This window comes from Fibrobacter sp. UWB13 (assembly GCF_900177805.1).
Classification (GTDB): Bacteria; Fibrobacterota; Fibrobacteria; order Fibrobacterales; family Fibrobacteraceae; genus Fibrobacter.
Genome location: NZ_FXAX01000001.1, coordinates 758,085 through 781,705 on the forward strand (window position 1 = coordinate 758,085; position 23,621 = coordinate 781,705).

At 49.3% G+C, this 23,621-nt stretch carries 18 protein-coding genes; all 18 read right to left on the reverse strand.

The genetic code is table 11. From position 1 onward, the window contains the following. Position 1: 1 nt before the first annotated feature. Positions 2-2,713 (reverse strand): tetratricopeptide repeat protein, encoded by a 2,712-nt coding sequence (locus B9Y77_RS03215; protein ID WP_085490451.1) that lies wholly within the window; start codon positions 2,711-2,713, stop codon positions 2-4. After that, entirely contained in the window at positions 2,713-2,967 is a 255-nt protein-coding gene (locus B9Y77_RS03220; RefSeq protein ID WP_073424121.1) for a Trm112 family protein, read from the reverse strand. Before B9Y77_RS03220 ends, B9Y77_RS03215 begins: the two co-directional genes overlap by 1 nt. 62 nt (positions 2,968-3,029) lie before the next feature. Next, entirely contained in the window at positions 3,030-4,682 is a 1,653-nt protein-coding gene (locus tag B9Y77_RS03225; RefSeq protein WP_085490452.1) for a glycosyltransferase family 2 protein, read from the reverse strand. 71 nt (positions 4,683-4,753) lie between these two features. Then, positions 4,754-5,467, reverse strand: a complete 714-nt coding sequence (locus B9Y77_RS03230; RefSeq protein WP_073424119.1) for a polyprenol monophosphomannose synthase — start codon at positions 5,465-5,467, stop codon at positions 4,754-4,756. 33 nt (positions 5,468-5,500) lie between these two features. Further along, positions 5,501-6,439: a glycosyltransferase family 2 protein gene (locus B9Y77_RS03235; protein ID WP_073424118.1), complete on the reverse strand. Its 939-nt coding sequence runs from the start codon at positions 6,437-6,439 to the stop codon at positions 5,501-5,503. 16 nt (positions 6,440-6,455) lie between these two features. Then, entirely contained in the window at positions 6,456-9,533 is a 3,078-nt protein-coding gene (locus B9Y77_RS03240) for a glycosyltransferase family 117 protein (RefSeq protein WP_085490453.1), read from the reverse strand. A 5-nt stretch (positions 9,534-9,538) separates the two neighbouring features. Continuing rightward, the gene (nusB, locus tag B9Y77_RS03245) at positions 9,539-9,979 is read right to left on the reverse strand and encodes a transcription antitermination factor NusB (protein ID WP_014547329.1); all 441 of its coding nucleotides are present in this window, start codon (positions 9,977-9,979) and stop codon (positions 9,539-9,541) included. A gap of 2 nt (positions 9,980-9,981) precedes the next feature. Continuing rightward, complete coding sequence (ribH, locus tag B9Y77_RS03250; RefSeq protein WP_073424686.1) at positions 9,982-10,449, reverse strand: 6,7-dimethyl-8-ribityllumazine synthase; 468 nt, start codon at positions 10,447-10,449, stop codon at positions 9,982-9,984. 1 nt (position 10,450) lies between these two features. Beyond that, the gene (locus B9Y77_RS03255; RefSeq protein ID WP_014547327.1) at positions 10,451-11,698 is read right to left on the reverse strand and encodes a bifunctional 3,4-dihydroxy-2-butanone-4-phosphate synthase/GTP cyclohydrolase II; all 1,248 of its coding nucleotides are present in this window, start codon (positions 11,696-11,698) and stop codon (positions 10,451-10,453) included. After that, a complete protein-coding gene (locus tag B9Y77_RS03260; protein ID WP_014547326.1) occupies positions 11,685-12,284 on the reverse strand; it encodes a riboflavin synthase in 600 nt (199 codons plus the stop codon). The genes B9Y77_RS03255 and B9Y77_RS03260 overlap by 14 nt, the downstream gene beginning before the upstream one ends. An 83-nt stretch (positions 12,285-12,367) precedes the next feature. Continuing rightward, the gene (gene ribD, locus B9Y77_RS03265; RefSeq protein ID WP_085491429.1) at positions 12,368-13,606 is read right to left on the reverse strand and encodes a bifunctional diaminohydroxyphosphoribosylaminopyrimidine deaminase/5-amino-6-(5-phosphoribosylamino)uracil reductase RibD; all 1,239 of its coding nucleotides are present in this window, start codon (positions 13,604-13,606) and stop codon (positions 12,368-12,370) included. 142 nt (positions 13,607-13,748) lie between these two features. Further along, positions 13,749-14,189, reverse strand: coding sequence for a rhodanese-like domain-containing protein (locus B9Y77_RS16170; RefSeq protein ID WP_085490454.1), 441 nt, complete (start codon positions 14,187-14,189; stop codon positions 13,749-13,751). Between the two features lie 133 nt (positions 14,190-14,322). Further along, positions 14,323-15,492 (reverse strand): alpha/beta hydrolase, encoded by a 1,170-nt coding sequence (locus B9Y77_RS03275; RefSeq protein WP_254899901.1) that lies wholly within the window; start codon positions 15,490-15,492, stop codon positions 14,323-14,325. Positions 15,493-15,528: 36 nt separating this feature from the next. Further along, positions 15,529-17,277: a 1-deoxy-D-xylulose-5-phosphate synthase gene (locus B9Y77_RS03280; RefSeq protein WP_085490455.1), complete on the reverse strand. Its 1,749-nt coding sequence runs from the start codon at positions 17,275-17,277 to the stop codon at positions 15,529-15,531. Between the two features lie 127 nt (positions 17,278-17,404). Beyond that, positions 17,405-17,671, reverse strand: coding sequence for a hypothetical protein (locus tag B9Y77_RS03285; RefSeq protein WP_139829249.1), 267 nt, complete (start codon positions 17,669-17,671; stop codon positions 17,405-17,407). Positions 17,672-17,782: 111 nt separating this feature from the next. Then, the gene (locus B9Y77_RS03290; RefSeq protein ID WP_085490457.1) at positions 17,783-18,844 is read right to left on the reverse strand and encodes a hypothetical protein; all 1,062 of its coding nucleotides are present in this window, start codon (positions 18,842-18,844) and stop codon (positions 17,783-17,785) included. Between the two features lie 187 nt (positions 18,845-19,031). After that, a complete protein-coding gene (locus B9Y77_RS03295; RefSeq protein ID WP_085490458.1) occupies positions 19,032-19,925 on the reverse strand; it encodes a DMT family transporter in 894 nt (297 codons plus the stop codon). Between the two features lie 34 nt (positions 19,926-19,959). Further along, on the reverse strand, positions 19,960-23,514 hold the full coding sequence (gene smc / locus B9Y77_RS03300; protein ID WP_085490459.1) for a chromosome segregation protein SMC: 3,555 nt from the start codon (positions 23,512-23,514) through the stop codon (positions 19,960-19,962). Positions 23,515-23,621: the final 107 nt, after the last annotated feature.

The window sequence follows — 23,621 nt, forward strand, 5'->3', positions numbered from 1 at the left end:
ATCAGCCTTCTCCAAACTTTTCGCGGCAAAGCTTTTCGACTTCTTCCAGGCGAGCCTTTATTTCGGCATCATCCGGATTTTTCTTGGCGAGGTCCGAATAAATTTCAAGAGCTTTATTGTAAACGCCCTGTTCCATATAAATGTCAGCAAGCGTACGCGTATTCAGACTATCGTCCAAATCAACAGCGCCACGAGAAAGCGGAGCTTCGGCATTTTCAACAAGACTTGCTGCCACTTCATCATCGGAATCGCCGGACATCAGGTAATCGACACCATTATTGTTCGGTTCATCCGATTCTGGCAAAGAGTCGTCTTCGTCAAAGAGACCCTTGAAGGCATTGGAAACTTCAGTGTCAATGGAATCAAGTTCGGCAGACGGAGCCGGTTCTTCAGCGACTGGTTCAGCAGATTCAGGTTCTGCTACCGGTTCTTCAAGTTTTTCTGCAACGGGTTCTTCTGCAGCAACGGATTTTTCGGACTTTTCTTCCGGCAAATCCAAATCTTCGTCTTTACCGAAAATGCTATCGAAAGAGTCGCCAACGCTATCCTTTACAGAGGCTTCTTCAATTTCAGCACCCGTGGCTTCCTGGCTTTCATCACCAAAGAGGGCATCAAAAGCACCATCCACTTCTTCTGCTGCAGTATCTTCTTCAGCAGTTTCCGTAGCAGGAGCAGCAGCCTCATTTACCGGTTCTTCAAGCTTTTCTGCAACAGGCTCTTCTGCAGCAACGGGTTCTTCCAAAATTTCTTCAGCGGTGGGTTCTTCAAGCGATTCAGAAACAGGAGCTTCAGTAGATTCTTTAGCAGCCGGAGTTTCTTCGTCCAAGTTCAGGACAAATTCATCGCCTTCTTTCAGCAAGTCTTCTTCATCCGAGAAATCCATATGGGATGTCGGAACAAGACCTTCTGCCGGAGCAATATTTTCAGCAGATTCAGACGGAACAAATTCCGGAGCCTTTTCAAGAGCAGTTTCGGTTTCTGCCGGAGTTTCTGCAACAGCCTCAGCGCTATTTTCAGCTTCTGCCGGAGCTTCATCGTCCAAGCTAAAGTCTGCATCAGCGGACTTTTCGAACAAGCTACCAAAAGAATCTTCATCTGATTTTTCTTCGGCAGCCGGAGTTTCTGCAACGGGCTCAGCAGTATTTTCTGCTTCTGCCGGAGTCTCATCATTCAGGCTAAAATCAGCATCTGCGGATTTTTCGAACAAGCTTCCAAAAGAATCTTCATCAGATTTTTCTTCAGCAGCCGGTTCATCCAAAGTCAATTCAGAGTTATCTTCTGTTTCAGCAGACTTTTCAAACAAGTTATCGAAGGAATCTTCAACGGATTCTTCAAGAGGCTTTTCTTCAGTTTTCTCGGTAGATTCCGTTGTTTCTGCAGCCGGTTCAACGTCTTCTTCCAGTGCGATTTCAGCTTCAGAATCAGAGTTGTCAGAAGATTCCGCAGTAGCATTTTCTTCGGGAAGTTCATCTTCACCAAGAAGTGAAGAGAATGCATCGTCTACATTCGTCGTAGATTCTTCAGACTTAACATCTTCAGACTTCGGAGTTTCATCTAAATCAAGAAGATTGGCTTCGCCAGCATCTTCTTCATCCGAGAAGTCCATATGCGTCGAAGGAATACCACTATCAGAAGAACCAATTAGGTTTTCTTCATCTGTCGGTTCTTCATCAGGTGCACCGAGATCTTCGGCAACGGATTCAGCAACCTGTTCTGCAGGCTGTTCTTCTGCGGATTGCTCCACAGGTTGTTCCGCAACAGGAGCTTCTTCCGGCAGTTCATCATCACCAAGGAGCGAAGAGAATGCGTCATCGATGTTCGTCGATTTTTCATCCGCCTCTTGCGGTTCGTCCAAACTGTCAAGACTGAATTCATCATCAGACTTTTCTTCAGCAACATCTTCGGACTTCGGTTCTTCCACCACATCGAGTTTTTCTTCTTCATCCGAGAAGTGCGAGAACAGAGACGATGTCGCAGATTCAGTTTTTTCACCAGACTCCGCCACATCAAGATCGTCATCACCGCCCAAGATTCCAGAAATAGCAGAAGAAACTTCGGACGAATTCAGCACATGACCGCTAAAGTCCGGAATTTCAGTACCATCGGGATTCCTTGCAATTTCATCCGAAGCAAAGTTCAGAGAATTGCGCAAGTCATCCATCGAGGCATTGTCTTCTTCGTCTGTATTCGGGAGAGACGCAGCGAGGTTTGCAAAGATGTTGTCTTCACCACCCTCTGCATTTTCAGCATCATCGGAAACATCCATCGTGAACGAGCTATCGTCCATCGGCGGAGCAACAAGCGTCTGGTCCTCTTCAGGCAGAACGTCGTATTCATCTTTCCAGAACGGATCGAGCGGGTCCATATCATGGACACGACGGAAACAAGCATTACGCTCAACTTCCTTGCCTAGCTTATCGTAGGATTCACCCATCCGCTTATGGGCAGAAAGGCAGAACGGATCCTTTGCAAGCACCTTCTTGTATTCTGTAATACTACCGGCAAAATCCTGCTGACCTGCTAATATTCTAGCACGAACCAACATAGCGGGTACATCGGACGGCAATGCGGCAAGTGCGGCATCCACAGTCTTGAGGGCAGCTTCGTAATCACCCGAAGCACGTTCCATATCGGCAAGCCAGGCCAAAGCCTGAGAACGCCCCTTATTCTTTTTTACAGCCTTTCTAAGAGAATCCAACGTTACAGCCATCATTACTCCAATGGAAGAAGAACAGCTTCGTCCGCTAAAAGTACAGGTATGCCTTCACGAACTGGATAGACTCGAGATCCATCAGGAGTCGTAAGCGCTTCGGTCAGGGGTTCAGTAATAGCTTCGCCAGCAACGTTCTTGAGCGTACCAGCCTTAATAGCATTGTTCAAAAGAGCGATGCAATCCTCGCCCGCCTGCGAAAGAGGCTCGCGAGTTTCCGGACAGCAAAGAATACTTAACAATTTAGAATCGAGCATAAGACCTTTCAAATTTGTTATTTCATCAAAAAAATAACACAATTTTTACAAAAAAGAGCGATTTAACGAAGATATTTGAGGTTTACAAGGGCAAAATTGCCGTTTTTGCCATTTCCAATGAGCAAATAGACGCACATCCCCAATTTATCGAGCCAATTCATGTTGAATTCTTCACGGTAACCCGAGAAATTCGAGACCACCAAAAGCTCGCGGCAGCCCGTGCGGTTGCAGATGGACTCCATGTCCGAAAGAGGACCAAGGAGGTGCTTGCGGTTTTCTTCGCTCAACTTTTCGGGTTCAGAACTCACACAGCCGAGAATTTCGATACCCGGGATCACGTTGTAGCTGTCGAACCAGTTGTTGAGGGAATCTTCGCGACCACCCAGCAAGATGGAACGGTGGCGTTTTTTCGCAAAAATACGGTAGAAATAGTTTATCCAGAACGCAATGCGACGCCAAGCGAGGAGCGCAAGCGGGATAAAGAGGCTGGAGCAGACCGCCAAGGTAATCCAATGAGAACCGTATGGCAAATAAGTTGTAGCACCATCGACAACGGGCGTTTGGGTAAAGTAGCGGAATGCCGAATACCCACCGACAATAAGCAGGTTCAACGGAATCAAGTAATGCAAGAACTTTTCGCCCGCGAGACTGGATACCGTATATTCCCCACGGAACATGAGGAACACGATGTTCAAAACAACAGCTAAAATAGCAAGGATCCAGTCTTCAGAACCAGAATGGATGATGACATCGCTTTTGCCTGCACAATCAAGGCATGTCGAGAACACGCCTGTTTCATAGCAGAGAATGAAAAACGCCCAAATCGCCACCACGCCCAAGTCGAGGAACATCTTCCAGAACTTCGGAATCAGGCGCGAGAACATGCCCACGAATGCGGCAAACAAGATACCGAAAGACACGAGGAAATTCGGGACAAAATAAAGGTCCTTGTGCTTCTTCACAAAGATTAACATCGCCTTGTAGAAGTCCACATAAGACCCCCAACGGCGCGTGCGGCAGCTCTGGCCCTTGAAATGCAAGATATTCGTGACCGGCGTGTAATAGTTCTTGAGGCCCATCTGCTTTGTACGGAAGCAGAGGTCCAAGTCTTCGCCGTACATGAAGTAGTCTTCGTCAAAGCCGTTCAGCGTTTCATAGACATCTCGACGGATGCAGAAGAACGAGCCGCTAATGGCATCGACTTCAATCATCTCGTCCGGGTCGGCGTACGTCATGTTGTAGCTGGCAAGCGTCTTGCTCTTCGGGAACATCGCCGCAAGACCAATCGTCTTTGAGACGGCAGACACAATCGTCGGGAAAGAACGGCGGCAGGCCCACTGGAGCGTACCGTCTTCGTTCAGAATGCGACAGCCGACCGTGCCCGCTTCCGGATGCTCTTCCATGAACTTGAGCATTTCGCGGAAGGCGTTCTTCGAGATAATCGTATCCGGGTTGATAAAGAACAGATACGGCTTGGTCGCATGCTTTTCAGCAAGGTTACAGCCCTTACCAAAGCCCAGGTTTTCCTTGGAGTCAATCCATTCCACTTCCGGGAAGAAGTTCTTGATTTCGGGAATAATCGGTTCGGTGGAACCGTTATCCAGAACGATAATCTGCGAATCGATTCCTTCACAAGCATCGCGCACAGACTTGAGGCATGCCGGAATGAAGTCGCAAGAGTTATAAGCAATGATAATGACTGAACAAGAAAGCATAGGCAAGTTGACAATTCCAAAATTAACTGGATCCTTCACGCTGCGCGTTCAGGATGACGAGATGCACAGACCTAAGCGAGTCCGAGACGAAGCTTGAGCACAAGGAAGAACGCTTCGGAGATGATTCCGCCGCTCATCTTGGAAGTGCCGCGGGTGCGGTCCGTAAAGATGATGGGGATTTCCTTGACGCGGAGCCCCTTCTTCCAAATCTTGAAGGTCGTTTCAATCTGGAAGCAGTATCCGTCACTCTTCATCTTGTCGAGGTTCAAAGCCTGCAAAGCTTCGCGACGGAAGCACTTGAAGCCACCCGTTGCATCGCTAATCGGGAGACCCGTCACAATGCGCGTGTAGACGTTTGCACCGTAGCTCAAAATCAATCGACGCAAGTCCCAGTTCACCACGCTAATGCGGTGATCCTGATAGCGGCTACCCAGCACGAGGTCAGCATCTTCAGCAGTTTCCAAAAAGCGGTTCAGGTCGGTCGGAGAATGGCTAAAGTCGGCATCCATTTCGAACACGCGTTCGTAATCGCGTTCGAGCGCCCACTTGAAACCCATCACGTAAGCAGAGCCAAGGCCCATCTTGCCCTTACGGCGGATCAAGTGGATTCGCGGATTCTTGTCGGCTTCGGCTTGAACGAGGTCGCCCGTACCATCCGGGGAGCCATCGTCCACTACCAAAATTTCCAGACATTCATTCTGTTCCAAAATCGCCGACATGATAAGGAGAATATTCTCCTTTTCATTGTATGTCGGAACAATTACCAAACTCTTAGGAAACGCCATTAAATACCTCTCTAAACACAAATCTATACAAAATTACAGTTCGCCAATGACATCAGAAACAGGATAAGTCCTCTTTTTATTGCCATTCATCATCTCGCCCAAAAGACCAAGCGAGAAGAACTGGATGCTCATGACAAGCGAAAATGCGCCAGCCAACAAGAGCGGACGAACATGCATTGCTCCCGTCTGGATCCATTCATAGCCAAAATAGCCGCAAGTGCCAAGGCCAAAAAGCATCAATATAAGCCCAATCAGACCAAAGAAATGGAGCGGCTTCGAAGAGAAGCTACGCATGAACATGAGGGAAACCAAGTCCAGGAACCCGCTCACCAAGCGGGAAACACCGTACTTCGAGACGCCGTGAACGCGAGCGCGGTGAGCCACCGGCATCTCGGTAATGCGAAAGCCCTGCCACTTTGCCATGACCGGGATAAAGCGGTGGTAATCGCCGTAAAGCTGGATAAAGCGAACCACGGAACTGCGGTAAGCCTTGATGCCACAGTTGAAATCGTGCAAGCGCTTGCCACAGACTATCGACACGGTCAAGTTGAAAAGCTTGGAAGGCATCGTCTTGTGCCACGGATCAAGGCGGCGGATTTTCCAGCCAGAGACGAGGTCGTAACCGGATTCGAGAATTTTGATCATCTTCGGGATTTCGAGCGGGTCATCCTGCAAGTCGCCATCGAGCGTTGCGACGTACTTGCCGCGAGCCTTGGAAAAACCAAGGGCAAGAGCGGCAGCCTTGCCGCAGTTGAACTGGAAACGGAATGCGCTTACCGAAGAACCCGGCTTTGCGTTGTATTCCTTCGCCAAGTCCTCCACCACTTCCCAGGTATTGTCTCGGCTACCGTCATCAATAACGATAACCTCGAATTCCATACCGGTCGGTTGAATGGCTGCCCAAATTTCCTTCATCAACTCAGGAAGATTTTCACTTTCTTCCTTAACAGGGATAACCAAGCTCAAATCCATGACAATACCTCGAGAACTAATTTACAGCAGGAGCAGCGTCAGTAGCCGGCGTTGTCACCGGTTCTTCATCTACTTTAAGCACATCATCGGTAATCGCTTCAATCTGCTGGAGGCACATCTTCAAGCGGCTACGGCCCGGACCATCGTAAGTCGGGATGTTTTCGAGACCACGATTTACGACTTCAAGAGCCTTAGCCTTCATGCCTGCAGAGGCATAAACGTAAGAAGCAGCCCAGTAGTTGCGCCATTCTCTCGGGAACTGGTACATGCCGAGTTCGAGATACTTAGCAGCGTTCGTGGCAATGCTTTCGACTTCAGCCTTGTCGGCGTAGGTAAACGGCTTCTTGGAGACAAGGGCAGCAATCTTTTCACGAGCGTCAAACGAAATCTGCAAGTAGAGCGAGACATAGCTGCTGAGCAAGCGTTCGGTTTCGGAATTGATGTAAGCAGAACCGTCACCGAGACCGCGGAACTTGTAAACGGTATCGATCATGGCTGCTGTAGCCTTGGCATCAAAGGAATTCTGACGCGGAGTGAGGTCGCCCTTTACAAGGTTATAGACCATACCTTCCTGGACCATGTACTTTTCAAGACCCATGAAGTTAGACGTACCGACCGTCGTCGAGATTTCAATCGGGCGATCCATGTTCTGGAGAGCAAGATCAATCACAAGCTTGTACTGCGTGAGCATCATGCTAGAACGGTTTCTCTTGGCCCAATCCAGGAATGCATCCCAAACCTGGTAATTCACCTTGAACTGGAGAAGCTTTGCAGAATCAGCATCGGAGAGGAAACCTGCAGCTTCCATCTGGTCGATACGTTCCTTGAGCTTCGGCTTGAGCGTTTCGGCACGGCGAACCCAAGTAGAAACGAGGTGGTTCGGATTGTTAGCGCTGCTATTGTCAAGGACCATATCGTTGTCGATCGATTCCTTGTTGTAAGAAAGCTTGAGAATCGGTTCGTTCGTGAGCATCTGCTTGATGTACCAATCCGTGTTGCCCAAGGAAAGGTTCACCACGCGAACGTCCTTACGGACACCGGCAACTTCCTGAGCAAACCACAGCGGGAACGTGTCGTTATCGCCATTCGTAAAGAGAATAGCATTCGGACGGCAGCTGTTGAGGAGGTTGTAGGCATAATCCCAAGGAACCCAAAGACCAGAACGGTCATGTTCCTTGTAGTTCGAAATGCACGGAACCAGGAACGAAACAAGCACGAGTGCGGCGGCAATCGGGGATGCAAAAGCCATTGTCGATGCAGTCGTTGCAGCGAGCAGCACGAGAATACCCGCACCGATACCGTAAATCATGCTCATGAAAATGAATGCCGGCGTATAGAAGTAGTCACGTTCACGGACTTCCATGTGGACTGCTTCCGGGAACGGGGCACGCTGACCAAAACGGGCAAAGCTTTCTTCAATCTTCTGCCAATTTCTCCAAGCAGACGTATTTTCGGCATCGCTAATCTTCTTTTCGAATTCAGCAATTCGAGAAGCCGGAGCATTGTTCATGCGAAGGCGTTCGATAGCGAGCTTGGAGTAGTCAATCGTCTGGCGGAGATCGATGAGTTCGTTCGGATCCGGGAGAGACGTAATGCCTGCACCAGCATTGTTCAAATCAGCAACATTGCGGGTCATGGCATTTACCCAGTAGTCACGGTCACGCTGTTCCATGCGAGTGCCATCGGCAAAATTGATGTAGAACAGGAGGCCAAGAGAGCAAAGGGCATAAAGCGTCGAGACGAAAATACCGACATGCTTATTGCGCTTGTAGACATACACACAAGTAGCAATAAGGAGGCCGTTAAACAGCAAGAAGAAAAGGAACTGCAAGAAGGTGTTGTCGCCCATGAACGACATCTGCGTCGGGAACTTGATACCAAGACGTTCGACCGGTTCGTTTTCAGAAGCGTCAAACGTATAGACACCGTTAGCATAGTTTACCCCACCCACCTTATACGGGAGGTACTGGGCCATCTGGTAACCACCATAGCTCATGCTCGGGAAAGAGAGCACCTGGTGAGCAATCTGGGAACGACGGTAGAAAGCACGGGAAATCATGCTTTCGGAACCATACTGCTTACGTTCAATGAACGCATTGAAGGCATCCCAGTTCTTAGCTTCAAAGAGGTTGCCGAGCTGGAGGTTGCCCTGTTCGTCGCGAATGTTGAGTTCCGGGTCGTTTTCGTCAATCGTCGGGTTAAGTTCCGAACGAATCGGGATGTAAAGGTGCGTGCTGTAACCGACCAAAGCAAAGAATGCAAAGGCGAGAGAAAGCTTGAACGCATGGTTCACGCGAGCCGGGAAAGCAGCTCTGATCGCAGGAACAAAGACAATAACAGAAAGGACGACAAGGCTAACCAGGGAAATTTCAATAAACGCAGAGACCATGTAAATCACGGAGCAAAGGAGCGTACCCGTAATCCAGATAGGAATGCGTTCGACAATCTTTTTCGGCTGAGCCACGAGAAGCAAGGCAAACACAGCCGGGACTGTGAGCATCGTGTAAAGGTGAGCGCCCACACCGAGGAATGCGATATAGCAAATGAAGATGAGGATGCGATCGCTACCCGCTTCATCACGCTTGTTGTACCACACGAGACCGAGGTAAGAGACAAGCATCAAGATGAGCATGGCGACGCCATAGACTTCGGCTTCAACCGCGTTGAACCAGAACGTATCGGAGAACGTGAGGAGGAAGCCAGCGACGAGAGCGGCAGTGCCAAGCACAAACGTGCGCATCTTTTCAGAAATCTTTTCGGCAAGGGCGTCCGTCTTGAGGACCGTTGCCAAAAGTTCCCAGGCAAAGAGGGCTGTCACATAGACCGTTGCGGCAGAACTCACCACAGAGATGTAGTTCACGCGCTTTGCGATTTCACCCACGAACGGCAAAAGGAGAATGACCGCACGGGCAAAAAACACGAAGAACGGCGTTCCAGGAGGATGAGGAATGCCAAGCGTGTTGGCGCAAGCGACGAATTCACCGCAGTCCCAGAAAGAGACCGTCGGAGCCATCGTCATCATGTAAACGATCAAAGCAATAAAGCCAGCGATACCGGCAAAGATGTGCTTATGCCACTTCTCGTTAATCTTCATAAAAATTAAGCATCCTTCTTAGTATTGTTTGCAACCATGCCACGCTTCTGCAAGAATCCGGCGAGGAGTCCGTTCACGAACGTGCCCGAAGAATCCGTGCTGAACTTGGCGGCAACCTGAACTGCTTCAGAGATGACCACCTTCATCGGGATTTCAGGAACATACAAAAGTTCAACCATCGCGATGCGCAGCACAATCCTGTCGAGAGTCGCCATGCGCTCAATTCCCCAATGAGCGGAGCAGGCTTCGATTTCAGAATCGAGTTCGGCCTTGTGAGCAAGGACCAAGTCGACAAGCTTCATGCCGTACTTTTTCATGTTGTCCTGGAGCGGCTGGGCTTCCAAAACGCCCGGGAGAGCATCAGCAACCGTACCGCCAGAAATTTCCATTGCGTAAAGCAACTGCATCGCAAAGACGCGAGCAGGTCTAAAACTTACTTGTGCCATAATTATTTTCCAATCTGCTTGTAAAGATTTACCATTTCAACGGCAGTTCTTGCCCAGTTGCAGCCGAGGTTGCCGGCCTTGAGACCTGCGCGGTTCATCGCCTGGTCAACCGTGTCGGTCGTTAAGATTCCGAGAATCACCGGGACCTTGCCTTCGGCAGCGAGCGATGCGATTCCGCCCGTAGAATTGTTCACGACAACGTCGTAATGCCCTGTTTCGCCACGGATAACGGCACCGAGAGCAATCACGGCATCGTACTTGCCAGAATCCACAAATCTGCGGCAGAGGCCCGGCAGTTCAAAAGCACCCGGCACATGAGCCACAGCGATATCATCGCTATCGACGCCGAGCGTTTCAAGTTCGCGGACAGCGCCTTCAAGGAGGCGGTCAGTCACCACTTCATTGAAGCGGGCGACTGCAATCGCGACCTTCAAACCAGAACCATTGAGGGAATTTTTGAATTCTTTCATCTTATTTTCCTTCATCTAAAACTTCGGCTGCGCCATGATCCGCATTGTCGAGATGGAGCTCGTGGCCCATCTTTTCTTTCTTGGTGCGCAGATAAAAACGGTTGATGTTGTTCGGCTTGATTTCAATCGGCACGCGTTCCACGATCTTTAAGCCGTAAGCGGAAATGCCAGAAATCTTGCTCGGGTTGTTCGTGAGGAGTCGCATTTCCTTCACACCGAGGTCTGCCAAAATCTGGGCGCCCGTACCGTACTGGCGCAAGTCGGACTTGAACCCAAGGTGGAGGTTCGCCTCGACCGTGTCCATACCCTTTTCTTGCAATTCATAAGCGCGGAGCTTATTGCAAAGACCAATGCCACGGCCTTCCTGACCGCGCATGTAGAGGAACACACCACCGTGTTCGCCAATGAACTTCATGGCTGCTGCAAGCTGGTCTCCACAATCGCAACGGAGGCTACCAAAGATATCGCCCGTAAGGCATTCGCTGTGGACGCGCACATAGACAGGCTTGCTGAAGTCCGGATTACCGGCAACCCAGGCCACATGTTCGACGCCATCGGTCTTGCTGCGGTAGGCATAAGCCGTGAAATCGCCGTACTTGGTCGAAACGTGCGGAGCGGCCACGCGCTGCACCAGCTTTTCCGTTTTCAGGCGGTAGTCAATCAAGTCGCGGATGGAGATAATCTTGAGGTCGAACTTCTTGGCGACTTCCTGGAGCTGCGGCATACGAGCCATCGTGCCGTCTTCGTTCATGATTTCGATGAGAGCGGCAGCCGGGCGGAGTCCGGCGAGCTTGGCGAGGTCCACTGCGGCTTCGGTGTGGCCTGCACGGCGCAAAACGCCTTCTTCCTGGGCGTAAAGCGGAGAAATGTGACCCGGACGACCGAAGTCACTCGGTTTGGAATTCGGATCGGCGAGAGCCTGGATCGTTGCGGCACGGTCGTGGGCAGAAACACCCGTAGTGCAGCCTTCAAGCTTATCGACCATGACGGTGAACGGAGTGCCGAGCATGGAGGTGTTTTCGGCAGTCTGGCGCGTGAGATTCAATTCGCGGCAGCGGGAAATCGGAAGCGGGCAGCAAAGCACGCCACGCCCCTCGTGGAGCATGAAGTTCACCTTTTCGGGAGTAATCTTTTCGGCGGCGATAATGAAATCGCCCTCATTTTCACGGTCTTCGTCATCAACCACGACCAAGAACTTGCCGTTCTTGAAATCTTCAATGGCCTCTTCAATCGTATTAAGCAAGGTCACGTTCCTTTAGATAGTTTTCAATATATTTGCCGAGCATATCGACTTCCACATTCACCACGGTGCCAGGCACCCAGTTCCTGAGATTCGTGCGGGCTAAGGTCTCGGGGATAATGCAGACGCGGATGTAATCCTCCCCTTTTTCGGCCACCGTAAGGCTAATGCCGTTCAAAGTGATGGATCCACGACGGATGACATAGCGGCGCAAGTCAGCTGGCAGAGCCAAATCGACTTCCACGCCCGTTTCACGCGGAGTGACGCGCAAGACTTCGGTGGTGCAGTCCACATGCCCCATCACAAAGTGACCGCCCATAAAGCTATCGGCGCGGCAAGGATACTCGAGATTCACGAGATCCCCAACTTTTGCCTGCTGGAAGGACGTATTCACGACGGTCTGGTGCATGAGACAGAACGTAGCTTCGTCATCGGTACAGTTTTCAACGGAGAGGCACACGCCGTTATTGGCAATGCTGTCGCCCAGTTTGCTGTTTTTGAAGAATCCCGGCGACTTCATGCGCATTGTAAGCGCGTCTCCCCTGTTTTCGAGGGAAATGATTTCGCCGGTTGCTTGAATTATACCCGTAAACATACGAGCACAAATGTAGAAAAAATGGCGTTAGTTATTAGTTATTAGTTACTAGTTACTAGGGGAAAAGGCGGATTAGTTTTCGCCTACCCCGGATAATACACCGTCAAGACATCGGGGCCGATGACAGCGGATTCTTTGGCGACGATGTTGGCAGGCAATTCAGGGTATTCGAGGCCAGCCTTGACGACGCCAGACTCGATGAGATTTTCAAGGGATATATCGACAGAAGAATCGGTGGAGCGCCAAAGATCGAGGCGGTTCCAGAGAGATTCGCCGTTGAACAGTTCGCGGGCAAGGCGTGCACCCGGTTCCACCATCAATCGGTGCATTCCACGAGCAGACAAATCGTCAACCATCGCACGCCAATTTTCAGCAAAGGAATCATTTAGGAGTACAACGCATTCCGCAACATTCAGCAATTTCGGTTGCGCCACGCACGAAAACACGATAGGCTTTGCATCACTAGCACTGAAAATTTTCAAACGCGAAATTTCATCAGCAGTAAATTCGTGATGCCCCGCCCAGACGATTTTCACAGGATTGTTGCCTGCGGCATAACGCACGTCAAGGCCCGGGTTATCGGCAAGGAGCGTGCCCGCACCAACAAGAACAGCATCACTCATCGCACGGAGTTCATGATTCCAACAGTTTGCGCCTTGCTTTGTAATTGCTAGCGGCAAATGGTTCCCCGCCTTATCCACGCAGCCCATAAAGCCATCCTGAGAAACAGCAGACTTGACTTCCACAAAGGTGCGCTTGGTGCGTACAAAATAATCATACGCTTCAAAATAGCGTTCGACTTCGGCAAAGACCGCTCGACCTTCGGCTTCACGAGAAGCTTTATCCAACGGCAACGAGCTCGTAAACTCAAAGACGCGGCATTCCGTACAAGATTCACCGTTCGAGCAATCCTCGACGCAAGCGAGAATGCAAGCGTCCACGCCCTCGTGAACTTCAACACCCGCCTCTTCAAGAATCTTGCGAGATTTCCCATGCACAACGGGATTCGGGTCGGAATGTGCAAAATAGACTTTCTGAATTCCCGCTTCAATAATCGCCTTGGTGCAAGGCGGCGTGCGACCGTAATGGCAACAAGGTTCCAGAGTCACAAAAATAGAGGCTCCGCGAGCGAGTTCACCCGCATCGCGTAATGCCATGACTTCGGCGTGAGCGCTCCCAGGACGCTGCGTGCGCCCCTTCCCCACGACAATTCCATCTTTGACGACTACGGCACCGACCGCCGGATTTGGGCGGCTCTCGCCAATCGCAAAGAAAGCTTGCTCTAAGGCAAACTGCATGAAGTTTGTGATTTCTGGAGTCATTACAGCCATTTAAATTTCACTGGATCCTGCTCCTTCGAACCTAAGAATTGTAAGGTAATAAATCACCAACAATTCTATATCAACCCTTACGGGTTTCAGGATGACGAGTCTGGATGACTGGGTTTCAGGATGACGTTAGCACTTAGTTCTGCGGCGGGAGAGCGAGGATGCCACCTTCGACGTTGAACACACGGGTGTAACCGTTTTCAACGAGGAACTTGGAAGCGGCCATGCTGCGTTTGCCACTGCGGCAGTAAATCAGCAAATCCTTGTCCTTCGGGAATTCGCTCAAGCGCTGCGGCATTTCCTGAAGCGGAATATTAATTGCAGTTGGAGCAGCCATGCCCTTTGCCACTTCGGCCGGGGTACGCACGTCAATAAGGACAGCACCAGCCTTATGCATTTCAAAAGCCTTTTGCCAATCCACAGTCGTAATCGGAGCTACTTTCTGTTCAACAACAGCTGCGGCCGGCTGGACAGCCTCGACCTTTTTAGCAACAGCCTGCGGCTTCGGTTCTTCAGAAGAATTGCAAGCCGTCGTAAGTAACATGGCACAGAAAGAAATAGCCAAAAATTTATTCATTTACGTACTCCTTGAAAATACAAAGTAAAAGATAACTGTTTTTTTAAGATCAAATAAAATATGCGCTGAATTCTTCACCCCTTTGGGGGTCAGAATGACGTAATATTCTTTGGGATTCAGAATGAGATAGCATTTAATCTTTCTTTACATGGGAATCGATAAAACCAAACGCTTCTTGGTAAGCCTTATCGCGAACATCCTTGCGAGAGAGGAACAAGTCGTGCAAGCCATCGGGAATTGTACGCGTCGTTACCTTTTCGCCCAAATTCGGAGCCCATTCCTGGATGTGATCCACGTTCAGCACCCCATCACAATGCATGTAATCGTCCGTCCATTCATCGCCATCTTCAGAGCAATCGCCATGCATCACAAGCACCGGAGACTTAATATCAAGCTTGGAGTGAACACGCTTTTGACCATTCATAATGGCACGGAGCCAACCCAAAAATTGTTCCGGGCGAGATTCACTTTTTAAATTTTCGTTGTATTCCCATTCACCCTTTTCATGTTTCAAAAGGGAGTAGGCATAGTTGGGATTTCCCGTAGAACCGACAGAAAAATCCGGCAAGAATATGGACAAGTCCGCAATAATAGGGAGCCCAATTTTACGCAGGAACCAATTAAAGTTCATATCCAAGAACGGGCTGTTGAGCACAAGTGCCGCAAAATGTTCATCACTACGGTCATTCACGTAAAGTGACGAAATCAAGCCACCCTGGGAATGCGCCACAATCACAAACGGAACGCGTTCCGCCTCTTCGTAATCGTCCACGGCAATTTTTTTGCTGAGTTCTACAGCGACATCCAGTTCAGCGTAAAATTCCTTGATATTACGCATGTCACCACGCGGTTCGCCATCCACATACGAACGTCCGCAATAGTGCAAATCAATCGCAAAGAATGCAAAGCCCGCAGAATCCGCCTTTTCGGCTAGTTCCTTCTGGAAGAAGTAATCGTTGTAGCCATGCACGTACAAGATGATACCACGCAAGCTCACGTTATTCTGCGAATCTGCACGCGGAGAACTCCCAAATGGATACTCAATCAACGTCGAGCGGAAAACTTCCTCGCTATCGGGGCTCGTTTCAATCGGGTAAACTTTAAAAGGCTCGCCGAGTTCCATGTCCACCTGCACTTTAGACAGGGACTTTTCAATAATATCGGGATCCACATCAATCTTGGACGTACTATCCAATATCACATCGTGCATCGCTTCGGCATTCGCAAAATACACATAAACCGCCGATGCAATAAAGAAAAGCACCAGCGGAATAATCATGACGATTATTTTAACTTTTTTCATGAGCTACATAATACTAAAATTAGCGACGCTCGGTCATTACGATAGGAGTTGCATCACGTCTTTTGCGACCTGCGACGGATTCAAGTGATTTTTCTCACAGAGATCCGCAAAGCTCACCTTGTCGTAGAATTCCTTGTAAAGCCCACGCACAAGCACTTTCGCCTTTGATTCGCCAAGAGCTGCAGCCACCTTCTGACCAAAACCGCCCTCAACCACGCCATTTTCGAGCGTGACAAACACATCGTGAGTCTTTGCAAGTTCCAAAAGCAAATCCTTATCCACACCGCTTGCATAACGCGGGTTCACAAGCGTTGCATCAATACCTTCGCGACGCAGTTCAAGCGCCACAGCTGCGGCACGCTGGTAGAAATCGCCAAGACCAATCAAAGCTACGCGCTCGCCACGATGCACGACCTTAAACTTGTTGAGTCTGGAGTAATCCTTCTCGAAAATATCACTCCTATGGTGCACGGCATTCGGAATGCGGATTGCCACCGGATGTTCCGTCTGGTCAATCGCCCAGTCCGCCATCGTCTTGAATTCTTCGACGCATGTCGGGCAAAGATAAACTAAGTTCGGAATATTGCTAAGCATCGGGATATCGAAAATGCAGAGGTGCGTCGTATCGTTCATACCATCTGCACCCGACATTGTCACGAGAATCGTAGCGGGATTATTGTTCACGCACAAGTCCTGCGAAAGCTGGTCGTAGGTGCGTTGGATAAACGTGCCATGGGTACTGTAAATCGGCTTTGCCCCGCCCTTTGCAAGCCCAGATGCAAGAGCCACCGCATGTTCTTCAGCGATACCCACATCTATGTACTGCTTGCCAGCCTCCTTACGGCGAGCCGTATGGAAGCCGATTCCCGCCGGAACTGCGGAATGTATCACGACAACCTTCGGGTCACTCTTGATTTTTGCCATCAGATAAAGGCCGAGAATTTCACCGTAATTTTCGCCACTGCCCCAATTGATTTCGCCCGTTTCGATGTTGAACGGAGCCGCCCAATGCCAGCCTTCGCGGTTTTGTTCGGCATAGGAATAGCCACGGCCTTTTTGCGTATGCAGATGCACCACGACCGGGCGCGTCGAATTTTTCACGGACTTGAAAATTTCAATGAGCGAAGCGATATCGTTACCTTGTTCAAGGTACTTGTAATCAAAGCCAAGAGACTTGAAGTAATTGTTTTCAGACTTGCCTGCAGTCGCGCGGAGATTCGCCAAGGACTTGTAAAGCCCGCCGTGGTTTTCGGCAATGGACATTTCGTTATCGTTCACCACAACGATAAAATTCGTAGCGTATTCGCCTGCATTGTCAAGGCCTTCAAACGCTTCGCCACCGCTCAAGGAACCGTCACCAATTACAGCAATCACATTGCCCGATTCACGCAGCACATCGCGAGCAGTCGCAAGGCCAAGCGCAAGGCTCACCGACGTAGAGGTATGCCCCACCATAAAAAAATCGTGTTCGCTTTCGGTCGGTTCGCTATAGCCCGTCACATCGCCGTAATGCGATTCTTCCAAGAACGCCTGGGCGCGGCCCGTGAGCATTTTGTGGCTGTAGCTCTGATGGCTCACGTCGTAAACAATCTTGTCCTTTGGAGAATCGAAAACGTAGTGGAGCGCAATCGTCCCTTCGACAAAGCCGAGGTTAGGTGCCACGTGACCGCCACGCTTAGAAAGCTTTTTAAGGAGTGCTGTGCGCATTTCGGCGGCAAGCTGTTCGAGACTCTTGATGTCCAACGCTTTCACGTCGGCTGGGGACTTGATTTTTTCTAGAAGCATGAGACCTCATGATGCCCGTCAAGCGGGGATAATACATTGCGATAGAAAAACTTTTAAAATAATATATACAAAAACGCCCGCAAAAATTGAGATTTCCGCGGGATTTTGTTACATAAGTATACAGAAGCTACAGCACGTAAAGCGCAAGAACAACAACTAGTGCAATAAACGGGAGCACAAAAAGCGCAAGGAATCGCAAGCAATAAAGAGCGACTTTCATATTCCAGAAGAAAAGCCGCCACCTTCCCTGCTTAGTCTTGCGGATTTCGGCCTGACAATCGGGGCAGATATTGCCGATTTTATTGCGATAACGGATGGCAAGGTTACTTTCCATCGGGGACATCCCCACCTTGTCATTAAATTCCTTTTTGCAAATTGAACATGTACTTAGCATGCTGCTAATATAACAATTTAGTTATTAGTCATTAGTCTTTAGTCAGTAGATTTAAGTTTGGCGCCAATGGCGCGGTTATAAAACCATTGACTATTAACCAATGACCAAAGTCTAAATTCCCTTAAAGAGCGTAGTTATTTCCAGGGAGCCACTATTTCCTTTAAAAGAATGTCCATTATAATAACTGTATTTCAATTTCCAAGTAATCAAAGTATCTTTTTCTAAAGACGCTTCAAGATTATTCCAAAGATAGAATGGCTTTTTGTTGTATAACGTGGGATAAGTCGTAAGCATTGATATTGGACGAAGAATATCTTTATAAATACAGACACGTAAAGAATCTTCCTTCGTTGTGCACTTTGTAGTATTCGAAGCCCAGTCCGGCAAGCCCTCCACTGTAACGGTATATGCCGAGAACAAAGTATCTATTCCAAAGATTGGCTTTTGCGTGTCGAGCGAATCTAGCGCATTGCGGAATGTAGCCGTATCAAATGCTGGCGCATTGATGGCAGGAACATAATCCGTCCAAGCTCTTGGACCATAATTCAAGAAAGTTGTGTCACGAGCAATTGTTCGATATGTTTTATGAAGAACATCATGGAAAACAGTATCACGCACACAGCGATACCCCGGTTGAGAACACAGTGGCTCATTCGTTATTAATACAGGATCTAAACGAACGACAGCAACCTCGGCAGAACTCGTTGCAAGATTATCTGTCTGATTATACATATAACACACACTGGAAATTTCGCAACTAAACGTCTTTTGCGTATCAGAGGAATCAAGATTGCAATAAACAGGAACTCTACCGCATGGGCCTGAAGTCCCACTTTTTGCAGCACTTTGCTTAGTAAGTGTATCGTATTTTTCCGTATAACGATCAAAATAAATAAAGCTGGTGTACTTTTCATTGCCTGTAATCAAAGTATCGTCGTAAACAGTGTCCTTATAAACATTCAAGACACTATGAACAAAAATGGTATCACAAAAAGTACGCAACGAGTCCAACTGTTCCTGAGTTTTGTACTTTAACATATCAATCGTACATTTGCCATCCGGAGTGTAACTTATCGGTTCCGAAATTGATTCCGGACCAGATGTTGAGCTATTGCACGATGCGAACAACGCCGCCACCGAAGAAAGCAAAAGAGTTTGGACTAAATTTTTCATGTAAATAAAACTATAAAATGATTACAGAAAAGCGAGTGCAAAAATGAATGAAAAACGGGCGTGGACGCAAGAAACTACGCAAAAAAAAGTCAAAATGTATTATATAGAACTTAGTTGTTTGTAATTGGTCACTAGTCAATAGTCATTAGTCAGTAGATTTTAGTTTGGCACCTACGGTGCGACTATTCTACTTTTTCACAGCCACCAGCATGGTAGAACCGAGAATCAAGGCGATACCCGCAATAATGCGAGTCGTTAGCGTTTCGCCGAATACAGTCACGCCAATGGTCACGGCGGTCACGGGTTCAAGCGCCCCGAGAATTGCCGTGGGTGTGGAGCCGATGATTTTCACAGCCTTGACCATGAAGATAAGCGAAAGCACCGTCGGCACGAGGCCAAGCATAAAGCCCCAGCCCCACGAACTTGCCTGCGTAAAAACCGGTGGGAATCCAGAGCCAAGCGTCACGGAATAAAGCAACAGAAAGCACAAGCAAAAACAGATGGCGTAAAAAGTCATCTTCACGGAGCCCATCTGTAGGTTCACACGATTCGCCATCACGATGTAAATGGCGTAAGTAAACGAGGAAATAAAGACCAATAGCCAGCCGATGGAACTTACAGAAAAGCCTTTATCACCGTTGTACAAAAGCGAGACCCCCACCATCGAAACTGCGATAGACGCTATCACGCTCTTTTTCATTTTTTCTTTGAAAAATAGCGACATGATAACCGCCACTTCAAGTGGATACAAGAAAAGGAGCGTTGAGGCAAGCCCTGCATCCATGTACTTGAACGAGGCATAATACATTAGGGAACTAATTGCAAAAAAGAAGCCGAATGCCACGAGAATTTTGCATTCACGAGCATTGATTTTGAAGCTCATTTTTTGCAACAGCATAATTGCAAAAAGGAGAATCGCCCCCGTAAAGAAACGATAAAAAAGGACTGTTTCTGTCGAATAGCCTTGCGCATAGAGATGCAACGCACCCAGCGGATTCGTGCCGTAGCAAATGGCGGACGCCGCCGCAAAAGCGAAACCTTTCAGAGAAGGCAGACGAGAGACGAAAGACGAGAGAATCATGGATGACAAAAAAACGACAATAGAGCCGAGCGGTCTATATAGCAAACTTCGTAGCGTCAGCAAGCTGAACGCTGGCGATGCGGGAAATACCCTTGATTTCCTGCGTCACGCCGTAGAGCATATCGGCTTCGGCCATGGTACGCTTGTTATGCGTCACGACGATGAACAAGGTCTGCTTACTGAATTCACGGAGGAGCGCCATAAAGCGACCGACGTTAGCGTCATCAAGCGGACCGTCGACTTCGTCCAGCACGCAGTACGGAGATGGCTTTTCCATGTAAATAGCGAACAAAAGCGCCGTTGCCGTAAGCGCGTGTTCACCACCGGAAAGCGCCTTGATACCGCGCATTTTCTTACCGGTCGGGCGGACGTTGATTTCGATGTCGGCATCGAGAATGTCCATCGGCTTGCCCATTTCGTCCACACGTTCCACGAGGTTCATCTTCGTTTCGCCATTGAGGAACAGCTTACTGAACACGAACTGGAAGTTCTTCTGGATGCGTGCAAACGTATCCAGGTAGCGCTGGCGGGCAATGTCGTCAAGCTTTGTGATAGTGCGGTCGAGCGATGCACGGGCGCGATCAAGGTCGTCGAACTGTTTTTCGACTTCTTCGAGGCGCTTCTTTTCATCTTCGTAATCTTCCATCACATTGACGTTGATCGGGCCCAGCTCTTTGATCTTGCCGCGAAGTTCACGGATTTCACGATCCGCTTCTGGCTGCGTATATTCCACGCGTTCAACGTTCTCGGGATTGTCCAAATCTACAGTCCATTCGTTCGTAATGCGTTCGCGGAGGCGGTCGAGATTATTCTGGAGGGATTCCTGACGACGGCCGACGTCATTCAGTTCCTTCATCTTTTCAATCATGTCATCGCGGAGGCGGTTGACTTCGTCGCGCCATCCTTCAAGGTCGCCGCTCACGAGGTCGTAGCGTTCACGAGCGAGGTCTCGGTTGCGTTCAAGTTCGCGGAGCGCGTTATCTTTCACTTGCGCTTCGTCGGAGAGCTTGTTGCAATCCGTCTCAAACTTTTCAATAGAAACTGTATTCTTTTCGATTTCGTCACGGCGGTTGCGAATCGTATTGTCCAAGAATTCCATCTGGTCGGCAATAGCGACCACGCGGTTCTGGTTCTGCTTTAAGCGAGAAGTCTTGTCTTGCGCGCTTCGTTCAAGTTCACGGACATCTTCTTCTTTTTCGCGAAGCATCGTCTCGTTTTCACCGAGCTGGTCCGAAATCGTCTGGTAGCGTTCTTCGACCTTTTCGACTTCGGTTTCGGCTTCGGCAAGTTCCGCATCGCTGTTCTTGGACTGCGCCGCCGCATCAATTCTGTTCTGCGCATTCGTCACTTCACCATTCAACTGGTTCAAACGACGGGTGCAGTTTTCAACCGTATTCCGGTGAATGCGGATAGAAGCATCGCCACCACGCAGAGAATCGCGCTTTTCGCGGATTTCATCGACCAAGGACGAGAGCATTTGAGCGTCTTCTTCAGTCAATTCACGCAAACGGTCTACGTTTTCTTCGCTAGCAGAAATATCGCCAAGCACCTTCTCCAAAAGCGCTTCGGCATCAGCAATTTCGTTCTTGCGGGAGAGCGCTCCCGACGTCGAAACGCCAAACGACACAAGACCGCTTGTACGCACAATCGTATCGGCGGTGACAAAATTCAAGTTTTCGCCACGGTATTCCTTCGCCAAGTTGAGTGCGGTCTGCAAAGAATCTACAACAAAATAGCGAGAAAGGATTCCCGAGAGCCACGGAGAAACTTCGTCATCCGTCTTGACAAAATCCTTGAGCGAACCGACAACGCCCGGATTGTTCACCGGCTTGTCGTAAGCAGGGGCTGCACTCGAAACAAGCGACATGAGCACCTTGCCCACGTTTTCGCTCTTGAGCGCATCCACAATTTCGTTCACGGCACTGTCACCATTCACGACAACAGAATCCAGAATTTCACCGAGAGCGGCTTCGACACTCGATGCGTATTCAGGCGTTGCCTCGATGCGTTCCGAAACAAGACCGCCAATGAGGTTCGCCTTATTTTCCTTGAGGTAACGGTTGGCATCCGAGCCTTCGTTCATCACGCTCTGGAGCACGTCAATTCGAGACTGCAAGCGGGCTTCTTCGTTCTTCAAGCCCTGCAATTTCTGTTGCGCTTCGGAGAGTTCGGCACGTTCAGATTCCAAACGTTCTTCACGCGTGGCGCGCTGTTCTTCAAGATTTTCAATTTCGCGATTCGTGTCTTCAATGCCCGCCTGGATTTCGGCGATGTTTGCTTCGGCATCGGACTTTTGCTTGTCAAGGCCTTCAATTTCAGTCTGCCACTTCGCAATGTTTGACTGAAGCATGTTGACTTCGGCATCCATGCGTTCGAAGCGCCCGCGGAGGGAGTTCACGCGGTTTGTGGCCTGCAAACGAGCATTTGAAAGTTCACGGGACTGCGTACGCAAGTCATCGACCTTGTCGCGCATGACCTGGAGCGTTTCGCGCTCGCGTTCCAAAAGAGCATTCAGCTCGTCCATGTCGTTTTCACTACCGAGAACGGCAATTTCTTCTTCAAGGCGAGCTTTTTCTTCGGAGAGTTCCTGCGATTTCTGTTCACTGCGTTCGATTTCGCCCTGAGCCTTTTCGTTCGAAGATTCTAGGGCGGCCATGGAATCGCGCAAACGCATGATGTTGTTGTTCAGGTCGTTTAAGGCAATCGTTGCCGCCTGGACATTGCGTTCCAAATCGCGGTAAGTATTTTCGTCTTCGCTAATTGCAAGCTTCTTTTCTTCAATCTTAGCCTGCAATTCCGTCGCCTGCGTCTTGGAAGATTCCACTTCGTGGTTCATGCGCTTGGTCGTAGAATCAAGCGTAGCGAGACCTTCCTTGTAGTCCTCAAACTTGTCCAAGCTGACAGACAAATCAAGTTCGCGGAGGCGCGTATTTAATTTCTTGTAAGCATTGACCTTTTCGGCCTGAGTTTCATAAAGACGGACAGAACGGCGCACACTGCGCAAGTTATCTTCGACGCGTTCCATATCCATCTGCACGCGTTCCAGCTGGCGGCGCGTTTCCTTGCGCTGCTGTTTATACTTGCTCACACCTGCGGCTTCTTCAAAGAGCACTCGGCGATCATCCGCCTTGTCCGAAAGAACCGCCTTGATCATGTCGGCGTTCATCTGCGAATACGTACTGGAACCAAGACCCGAGTCAAAGAGCAAGGCGTGAACATCACGCAAACGGCATTCCTGGTTATTGATGAGGTATTCGCCCGAACCATCGCGGTGCACACGGCGGGTCACGATGACTTCGGAATAATCAGAAGCAAGCGTCCCATCGCTATTATCGATGACGATAGAAACTTCGGCAAGACTCATGGCAGCACGTTCTTCGGTACCGCTAAAGATAACGTCTTGCATTTTACCCATACGCAAAGCGGCGGCTTTCTGTTCGCCAAGCACCCAGCGGATGGCGTCCGTAATATTGGACTTGCCACAGCCGTTCGGCCCCACGACCGCCGTAAGACCCTTCGTCGGGAAGTTAATTTCCGTCCTCTGCGCGAAGGATTTAAAACCAAAAATCTTTAACTTAGTTATCTGCACTGTAGCAAAAATTTAATAATTATTATCAGTCTCTAGTCTATAGTCATTAGTCAATAGTTGTTTATAATCGCGGCAACGCCGCCAAACTTTAAACCAAAAACTACTGA

Excerpts from the sequence above, each read along its gene's own strand:
- B9Y77_RS03275 (WP_254899901.1), bottom strand. The coding sequence starts at position 15,492 with ATGAAAAAAGTTAAAATAATCGTCATGATTATTCCGCTGGTGCTTTTC.
- ribD (WP_085491429.1), bottom strand. The coding sequence starts at position 13,606 with ATGACTCCAGAAATCACAAACTTCATGCAGTTTGCCTTAGAGCAAGCT.
- B9Y77_RS03240 (WP_085490453.1), bottom strand. The coding sequence starts at position 9,533 with ATGAAGATTAACGAGAAGTGGCATAAGCACATCTTTGCCGGTATCGCT.
- B9Y77_RS16170 (WP_085490454.1), bottom strand. The coding sequence starts at position 14,189 with ATGAATAAATTTTTGGCTATTTCTTTCTGTGCCATGTTACTTACGACG.
- B9Y77_RS03220 (WP_073424121.1), bottom strand. The coding sequence starts at position 2,967 with ATGCTCGATTCTAAATTGTTAAGTATTCTTTGCTGTCCGGAAACTCGC.
- B9Y77_RS03260 (WP_014547326.1), bottom strand. The coding sequence starts at position 12,284 with ATGTTTACGGGTATAATTCAAGCAACCGGCGAAATCATTTCCCTCGAA.
- B9Y77_RS03225 (WP_085490452.1), bottom strand. The coding sequence starts at position 4,682 with ATGCTTTCTTGTTCAGTCATTATCATTGCTTATAACTCTTGCGACTTC.
- B9Y77_RS03290 (WP_085490457.1), bottom strand. The coding sequence starts at position 18,844 with ATGAAAAATTTAGTCCAAACTCTTTTGCTTTCTTCGGTGGCGGCGTTG.
- B9Y77_RS03295 (WP_085490458.1), bottom strand. The coding sequence starts at position 19,925 with ATGATTCTCTCGTCTTTCGTCTCTCGTCTGCCTTCTCTGAAAGGTTTC.
- B9Y77_RS03280 (WP_085490455.1), bottom strand. The coding sequence starts at position 17,277 with ATGCTTCTAGAAAAAATCAAGTCCCCAGCCGACGTGAAAGCGTTGGAC.
- B9Y77_RS03235 (WP_073424118.1), bottom strand. The coding sequence starts at position 6,439 with ATGGATTTGAGCTTGGTTATCCCTGTTAAGGAAGAAAGTGAAAATCTT.
- nusB (WP_014547329.1), bottom strand. The coding sequence starts at position 9,979 with ATGGCACAAGTAAGTTTTAGACCTGCTCGCGTCTTTGCGATGCAGTTG.
- B9Y77_RS03215 (WP_085490451.1), bottom strand. The coding sequence starts at position 2,713 with ATGATGGCTGTAACGTTGGATTCTCTTAGAAAGGCTGTAAAAAAGAAT.
- B9Y77_RS03285 (WP_139829249.1), bottom strand. The coding sequence starts at position 17,671 with ATGCTAAGTACATGTTCAATTTGCAAAAAGGAATTTAATGACAAGGTG.
- ribH (WP_073424686.1), bottom strand. The coding sequence starts at position 10,449 with ATGAAAGAATTCAAAAATTCCCTCAATGGTTCTGGTTTGAAGGTCGCG.
- B9Y77_RS03230 (WP_073424119.1), bottom strand. The coding sequence starts at position 5,467 with ATGGCGTTTCCTAAGAGTTTGGTAATTGTTCCGACATACAATGAAAAG.